The organism is Beijerinckia sp. L45, assembly GCF_009765775.1.
In the GTDB taxonomy this organism is placed as follows: domain Bacteria; phylum Pseudomonadota; class Alphaproteobacteria; order Rhizobiales; family Beijerinckiaceae; genus RH-AL1.
The window spans coordinates 26,170-33,362 of sequence record NZ_LMUU01000124.1; the positions used below are offsets into that span (position 1 = coordinate 26,170).

The following is a 7,193-nucleotide window of genomic DNA, read 5'->3' on the forward strand; positions in this document are numbered from 1 at the left end:
GAGATGCCCGTTCCGCGAGGCGTGCGTCTCCTCGGCGTCAGTCTGTCGAACCTGGACGCGGGGCGATCGGACCAGGATGAAGCCAGGATGCTGTTCGAGGCCTAGAGCGGGGGTTCAAACCTCGACCAGCACGCAAAAAAGCCGGCAGAGAAATCTCGCCGGCTCAAGGCTCGATGTGGCAGCAAGTCTTAGCGGTCGACGTCGTCGCTTTGCACGGCATCGTCGTGGGCGACGGAGCGGCCCTGATAGACCTTGTCGCCGAATGCGCGAAGCTGGTTTGGCGTCACATCGACGGGCGCCTCGAGCGCACGGATATCGGTGTTCGGAGGCATGAAGCCCTGGGCATTCGCGACGCTTACGCCGAATGAAAGCACGGCGGCTGCAGCAACAGCGACGAGGCTCGTCCTGGTTTTGAAGTTGGTCATAGTTTTGTTTCCCTCTATGCTTGGTTCGTCTCCCATCAGAAGATAGTCCGAGAAAAAACTTTCGATAGCCGTCTAAATCGGCACTCATCTTTCCGAAAAATGGAATGATTAAGTCTCGGTTAGCGCCGGCGTGTTCCGATTGTAACAACCAATCGCGTTTTGAGGTTTCCTACGACGGCCTTTTTGGTGACTGTTCGCTTCGGCGGTCTGCGCCTCGTAGGTCCTGCCTAGCGAGCGCGGGTCGCCTATGGGTTTACCCTTGCGGACGGACACGGTGTCCCGTTCAGCGCGCTTCCACTTCGGCATGCTGATAGGCTACGGGATTGCCGCCGAAAGCAGCTGGCGGCGGCGGCGATACGCCATGGCAAAATAAGGAAGTGACGATGCGGGATTCGGTCGGTGCGTTTTGCCCCAACGGCGTGTTCGAGATCCCCGGTGCAGCAACCGGCCCGCTCGCGGGACTGAGCTTCGCCGTAAAGGACTTCATCGACATCGCCGGCCATGTCACGGGATGCGGCAATCCGCGATGGTTGGAGACCCACGAGCCTGCGGTCGAGACGGCGCCGAGTGTATCAATGCTGCTCGCGGCGGGCGCGCATGTCGTCGGCAAGACCATCTCCGACGAACTGGCCTACGGCCTCAACGGTGACAACGTGCATTACGGGACGCCGGTCAACGTCAATGCGCCGGGGCGGGTCCCTGGCGGTTCGTCGAGCGGCTCCGCCGCGGCGGTCGCGGCCGGTCTTTGCGATTTTGCGCTCGGCACCGACACGGGCGGTTCGGTGCGCATTCCCGCGAGCTTTTGCGGGGTGTTCGGCATCCGCACGACCCACGGGCTCATTCCGTTGCAGGGTGTCGTTCCGTTCATGCCGCACTATGATACGCTGGGCTGGTTCGCCAGGTCCGGTGCGATGATGGCGCGGGTCGGCGCGATCCTGCTGCCGCCGCGCGCGCCGACCCGGTTCAAGCGGATCATTCTCGTCGAGGATGCCCTGGTGGATGCGGCACCCGAACTCGTCGCCGACACCAAGCGCCTGCTCCATGCGTTGAGCGCGCTTCTCGATCTCCAGCCGGAATCCAGAACGATTGCCGATGCAGAAGGACTCGAGGCCGGGCGTCTCGCCTACCGGACGACGTCCGCTGCGGAAAGCTGGCGTGTCCACGGCGCCTGGATCGATGGCGAGCGGCCCGGTTTCGGCGCGCCGATCAAGGAGCGGTTCGAATACGCGAAAGCCGTCTCCCCCGCCGACGACGCGGCGGCAGCCGTGGTCGTCGCGAGGATCCGCGCAAGACTGCTGGCGCTTGTCGCGGACGACGCGTTGCTCGTGATGCCGACGGCGCCGGGTCCCGCGCCTCTGCTCGATGCGTCGGGTCCCGACATCGAGCAATTCCGCCAGCGATTGCAGCGGATGACAAGTATCGCCGGCCTCGGCGGGCTGCCCGAGGTTACGGTGCCGCGCGGCACGGTCGATGGGCTTCCCGTCGGACTGTCGATGATCGGACCGCCCGGTTCCGATGCCGCGCTCCTCGACCTTTGCGCTCGCCTCGTCTGATCGCGTCGCGTTGGAGGCTAAGCTGTCCTAAGCTTGATAGTAACAGAAGGACGCTTCCGCGCGGGCGAATAGCGAAGTCCATTTAAACAATTGCCGAGAGACGGTGCTCAATAGAGCGACGTCTTGTCCTGTATGAATGCTGCGAAATTGTCTTCGATCGCGACTTCGATACTATTGGTGAGAGCCGGAAGTCGCTTCGCCGGCAACGAGGGTCGGCGCATCCTTCGGGTCCACGCGTGCACTCGCGTACCGTACTGTCTCATCGGGGCAGTTTGTCCACATACGAAACATCAAAATTCTCATCGTCGGTTTACAAACTGGCGAAGGCGCCCCCTGGACGTGCTTACGACGACCACATGCTTAAACGTCGTCGCTGCTCTTCTCCGGCAAAATCGCGATAGGGTTCGGCCATCGCGTGTCGTCTTCGATCCCCGGTCTGCCCTTCGTCCGCCTTGACACCTCGGTCGGATCCATTGCTCTGCATCCCCTGCAGCATAACAGAGCCAGCAGAGTCGGGCGTTGCTGTTCGATCGACGGGCGCCGTCTCGCTCCGAAAGCAGCGAAACGGAATCGCTGACGACGCTAGGCCGGCCTGCGCGTATCGGGAGAAGGGTATGCCATGACCGGAGCCTTGATCGCCGCCGTTCCTCTCAACCGGCGCACACTCGCAACGCTCGTCAAGTCGATCGACGTGCCGCACTACGATCCTGCCACCGTGCGGCCCGGCATCGTGCATCTCGGCCTCGGCGGCTTCCACCGCGCGCATATGGCCCGGTACACCCATGATCTCATGGAAATCGATGCCGCAGCGCACGCCTACGGCATTCTCGGGGTCGGCCTGCTGCCCGGAGACCGGCGCATGACCGAAGCGCTTCGACCGCAGGACGCGCTTTACACGCTGGTGGAACGCGAGGGGACCGACGAGACCGTCACGGTCATCGGCGCGCTCGCAGGCGTCATATTCGCCGGCGAGACCAGCGCCGTGGTGCTCGACGCCATCGACGATCCGGCGGTGCGCATCGTCAGCCTGACCGTTACCGAGCACGGCTATTGCCTCGACCCCGCAACCAAGCTGCTCGATCCCGATCATCCTCTGGTGCAGGCCGATCTCGCGGTGCCGACCCAGCCACGGAGCGCGATCGGCGTCATCGTCGAGGCCCTGCGGCGGCGTCGCGCCGCGGGACACAAGCCCTTCACGCCGCTGAGCTGCGACAACATCCAGCACAACGGCGATGTCTTGCGCGACGCCGCCCTGGCCCTGGCGCGGCTGCGTGATGCCGACCTCGCGGACTGGATCGCGCAGGAGGTCAGCTTTCCCTCGACGATGGTCGACCGCATCACGCCCGTCAGCACGGACGAGGACATCGCGGCGCTCGCCCGCGATCACGGGATCCGCGACGCGTGGCCGGTGTTTTGCGAACCGTTCAAGCAATGGGTCATCGAGGATCGCTTTCCCGCAGGGCGGCCGGCATGGGAGCGGGTGGGCGCGCAATTCGTCGCCGATGTCGCGCCCTACGAGTTCATGAAGCTTCGCCTCCTCAACGCGAGCCATCTCGCCGTGTCCGGTCTCGGGCGCCTCGCCGGGTACGTGACGATCGACGAATGCATGGCGGATCCGCGGATCGCCGCCGTGATGAGCGCCCTCATGGACCGCGAGACGGGTCCTACGCTGCTGCCGGTCCCCGGCATCGACCTTGCCGCCTACAAGCGGACGTTGGTCCAGCGTTTCGCCAACCCGGCGATCCGCGACACGGTGGACAGAGTGAATACCGACGCGCCGCTCAATGTCCTCGTCGATCCCATCCGCGATCGGCTCAAGCAGGATGCAAACGTCGACTTCCTCGCCCTCGCGCTGGCAGCCTGGCTGCGGCGCGTTCGCGGCGAGGACGAGCACGGCCGGCCGATCCTGGTCCGCCATCCCATGGCCGAACTGCTGCAAAAGGCGGCGCGGGCGGGCGGATCCGACCCGCGTCCGCTGCTCGCCATCCGTTCTTTGTTTGGCGAACTCGGCACTGACGAAAGGCTGCTCGGCCCGGTCGGCGCATGGCTCGGTCTTCTGGACAGCGTGGGCATCGAAGCGACGCTGGACGAGGCCTCGCGTCGAGCGGCTTGATGCCCGGTGTGCCGCGGGCCGTCCCAAAAGCCTGCCCTAACGTCCGATCGTCATGCGGCCAGCCTGCCTTTAGTGGTGTTGACGGCAATCCCGAACCGGCGCAACTACGACGGTAATACTGGCAGACGCTCGCGGTTTAGAAAGCGTCAGTCCGACTTGGAGGGAAACGCCTTGACGTCCAGGCTTCGCCTACCCGTCTTCTCGTTACTGGCCACCCTGCTCACGGCAGCTTCCGCGCCCGCGGCGACGCCGCTCACGATTGCGACCGTCAACAATGGCGACATGATCGTCATGCAGCATCTGGCGAGTGCGTTCGAGAAGAGCCACCCGGATATCACGCTGCGCTGGGTCGTGTTGGAGGAGAACGTTCTGCGCCAGCGCGTGACGACGGATATCGCCACCGGCGCCGGCCAGTTCGACGTTCTCACCATCGGCAATTACGAAGTGCCGATCTGGGCGAAGCGGGGCTGGCTGGAACCGATGGAAGGATTGCCGGCAAACTATGATGCCGACGACCTTCTGAAGACCGTTCGCGAGGGCGTCAGTTCCGATGGCAGGCTTTACGCCCTCCCGTTCTACGGCGAGAGCGCGATGACCTATTATCGCAAGGACCTGTTCGAGAAGGCCGGTCTGACGATGCCGGAGAAGCCGACGTACGACCAGATCCGTGGCTTCGCCGACAAGCTCACCGACAAGTCTCAAGGGACCTACGGCATCTGTCTCCGCGGCAAGCCCGGCTGGGGCGAGAACATGGCCTATGTGACGTCGCTGGTGGATACGTTCGGCGGCCAGTGGTTCGACAAGGGTTGGAAGACGGCCATCGACACGCCTGAATGGAAGAAGGCGTTGGGTTACTACGACGAGATCATGAAGGCCGACGGGCCCCCCGGCGCCACGTCGAACGGCTTCAACGAGAACCTGGCGCTTTTTGCCAGCGGGCATTGCGCCATGTGGATCGATTCCACCGTCGCCGCCGGGCTGCTCTACGATCCCAAGCAGAGCCAGGTGGCGGACAAGGTTGCTTTCGCCCAGATCCCGACCGGCGATTTCGCGGGCGGCCCCACGTGGCTGTGGAGCTGGAATCTCGGCATTCCCACGTCCTCCAAACAGAAGGAGGCTGCCAAGACCTTCGTCAGCTGGGCCACGGACAAGGCCTATGTCGAGTTGGTCGCCAAGCAGAACGGCTGGGTCGCCGTGCCGCCCGGGACCCGGCAATCGACCTACAAGAACCCGGACTACCAGAAGGCCGCACCCTTCGCCGGCTTCGTGCTCAAGGCGATCGACAGTTCCAATCCCAACGGCCAGACGCGCGAACCACGGCCCTATACCGGCGCGCAATTCGTGGCGATCCCCGAGTTTCAGGGCATCGGCACCCAGGTTGGGCAAACCGTGGCCGCGACGCTCAGCGGACAGCAGTCCGTCGACCAGGCTTTGAGCGCCGCGCAAGCGGCCACACAGCGCACCATGAAGCAGGCGGGTTATCCCAAATAGCGGCCCGCTTTCCGCGCGGGCACCCGGCGCCCGCCCCCTCTTGAAAAGGTGACCGATCATGGCCCTGATCTCCACCGCCGATCCGACCGCCGCGGGCCGCGAACGCGCGTCGCTGACACAAGGGCGACGCTTCAACGGCCTTCCGCTCATCGGGCCGTCGGTGACGGTGCTGCTGATCTGGATGATCGTCCCCCTGGCGATGACGCTGTGGTTCTCGCTGCAGCGCTACAATCTTCTCGACCCGACCGTCACCGGTTTCGCCGGCCTCGACAACTACAGCTATCTGGTCACCGATCCCGATTTCTGGGTTTCGCTCGGCAATACTTTGATCCTCGTCGGGTCCGTGCTCGTCATCACCGTTGTCGGCGGCACGCTGCTCGCCGTGCTCTTCGATCAGCCGTTTCCGGGACAAGGGCTGGCACGCCTGTTCGCCGTCGCGCCGTTCTTCGTGATGCCGACGGTGGCCGCGCTGATCTGGAAGAACCTCATGATGCATCCGATCTACGGCGTGCTGGGGGCGGTGTCGCGGGCGTTCGGGCTCCCCGCCGTCGACTGGTTCGCGCAGTATCCGATGGCGTCCGTCGTCCTGATCGTGTCCTGGGAGTGGCTGCCTTTCGCACTGCTGATCCTGCTGACCGCCGTGCAATCGCTGGATCGCGATCAGCTCGAGGCGGCGCGCATGGATGGTGCCGGCCCGCTCGCACAGTTCTTCCACATCGTTCTCCCGCATCTTTCCCGCGCCATCAGCGTGGTCGTGATGATCGAGACGATCTTCCTCCTCGCCATCTTCGCCGAGATCTACGTCACGACATCGGGCGGCCCCGGCAACGCTACTACCAATCTCGCCTTCCTGATCTATGCGCGCGCGTTGCTTCAATACGACGTCGGCGGCGCCTCGGCGGGCGGTATGGTCGCCATCGTGCTCGCCAATGTCGTCGCGTTCTTCCTCGTGCGCACGATCGCGCGACGGCTCGAGGTTTAGCCATGCGCCAGAGCGTCTTCAGCCGAGTCGGCATCGCGCTTCTGGGTTGGGGCGCGGCCTTGGCGCTGTTCTTCCCGATTCTTTGGATGCTCGCGACGAGCTTCAAGAGCGAGCCTGAGGCGGTGACGCCGAGCCTCGCTTTCGCGCCGACGCTGCTCAGCTACGGCGACGTTCTGGCGCGCGCCAATTATCTCGCCTTCGCGCTGAACAGCGTCATCATATCGGTCGGCGGCACCTTGTTCGCCCTCGCGCTGGCTATTCCGGCTGCCTATGCGATGGCCTTCCACCCGTCTCAGCGAACCCGGCAGACGTTGCTGTGGATGCTGTCCACAAAAATGCTGCCGGCTGTCGGCGTGCTGGTGCCGATCTATCTGCTCTATCGCAATCTCGGCCTTCTCGACACGAGGACCGGCCTTATCGTGATCGACATGCTGAGCAATCTGCCGATCGTCGTCTGGATGCTCTTCACCTTCTTCAAGGAAGTGCCGCACGATATCCTCGAAGCCGGGCGGATGGACGGTGCGGGCACACGCGCCGAAGTCTGGTACCTGCTCCTGCCGCTCGCCCTGCCGGGCGTCGCCTCGACGGGGCTGCTGTCCCTCATTCTGTGCTGGAACGAGGCCTTTTGG

General features: G+C 64.2%; 6 protein-coding genes. 5 read left to right on the forward strand and 1 reads right to left on the reverse strand.

All coding sequences use genetic code 11. From position 1 onward, the window contains the following. Window positions 1-188: 188 nt before the first annotated feature. On the reverse strand, window positions 189-425 hold the full coding sequence (locus GSQ79_RS13240; protein WP_158809177.1) for a hypothetical protein: 237 nt from the start codon (window positions 423-425) through the stop codon (window positions 189-191). A 383-nt stretch (window positions 426-808) separates the two neighbouring features. Between GSQ79_RS13240 and GSQ79_RS13245 the strand changes: the two genes are divergently transcribed. From GSQ79_RS13245 to GSQ79_RS13265, 5 genes are all read left to right on the forward strand, one after another. Beyond that, on the forward strand, window positions 809-1,978 hold the full coding sequence (locus tag GSQ79_RS13245) for an amidase (RefSeq protein WP_158809178.1): 1,170 nt from the start codon (window positions 809-811) through the stop codon (window positions 1,976-1,978). 619 nt (window positions 1,979-2,597) lie between these two features. Next, the gene (locus GSQ79_RS13250; RefSeq protein WP_158809179.1) at window positions 2,598-4,091 is read left to right on the forward strand and encodes a mannitol dehydrogenase family protein; all 1,494 of its coding nucleotides are present in this window, start codon (window positions 2,598-2,600) and stop codon (window positions 4,089-4,091) included. A 207-nt stretch (window positions 4,092-4,298) separates the two neighbouring features. Beyond that, a complete protein-coding gene (locus tag GSQ79_RS13255; RefSeq protein WP_246725316.1) occupies window positions 4,299-5,582 on the forward strand; it encodes a sugar ABC transporter substrate-binding protein in 1,284 nt (427 codons plus the stop codon). Between the two features lie 58 nt (window positions 5,583-5,640). Beyond that, on the forward strand, window positions 5,641-6,564 hold the full coding sequence (locus GSQ79_RS13260; protein WP_158809180.1) for a carbohydrate ABC transporter permease: 924 nt from the start codon (window positions 5,641-5,643) through the stop codon (window positions 6,562-6,564). Window positions 6,565-6,566: 2 nt separating this feature from the next. After that, a partial coding sequence (locus tag GSQ79_RS13265; RefSeq protein ID WP_246725311.1) for a carbohydrate ABC transporter permease occupies window positions 6,567-7,193 on the forward strand: 627 nt, incomplete at its 3' end.

Excerpts from the sequence above, each read along its gene's own strand:
- GSQ79_RS13240 (WP_158809177.1), bottom strand. The coding sequence starts at position 425 with ATGACCAACTTCAAAACCAGGACGAGCCTCGTCGCTGTTGCTGCAGCC.
- GSQ79_RS13245 (WP_158809178.1), top strand. The coding sequence starts at position 809 with ATGCGGGATTCGGTCGGTGCGTTTTGCCCCAACGGCGTGTTCGAGATC.
- GSQ79_RS13250 (WP_158809179.1), top strand. The coding sequence starts at position 2,598 with ATGACCGGAGCCTTGATCGCCGCCGTTCCTCTCAACCGGCGCACACTC.
- GSQ79_RS13260 (WP_158809180.1), top strand. The coding sequence starts at position 5,641 with ATGGCCCTGATCTCCACCGCCGATCCGACCGCCGCGGGCCGCGAACGC.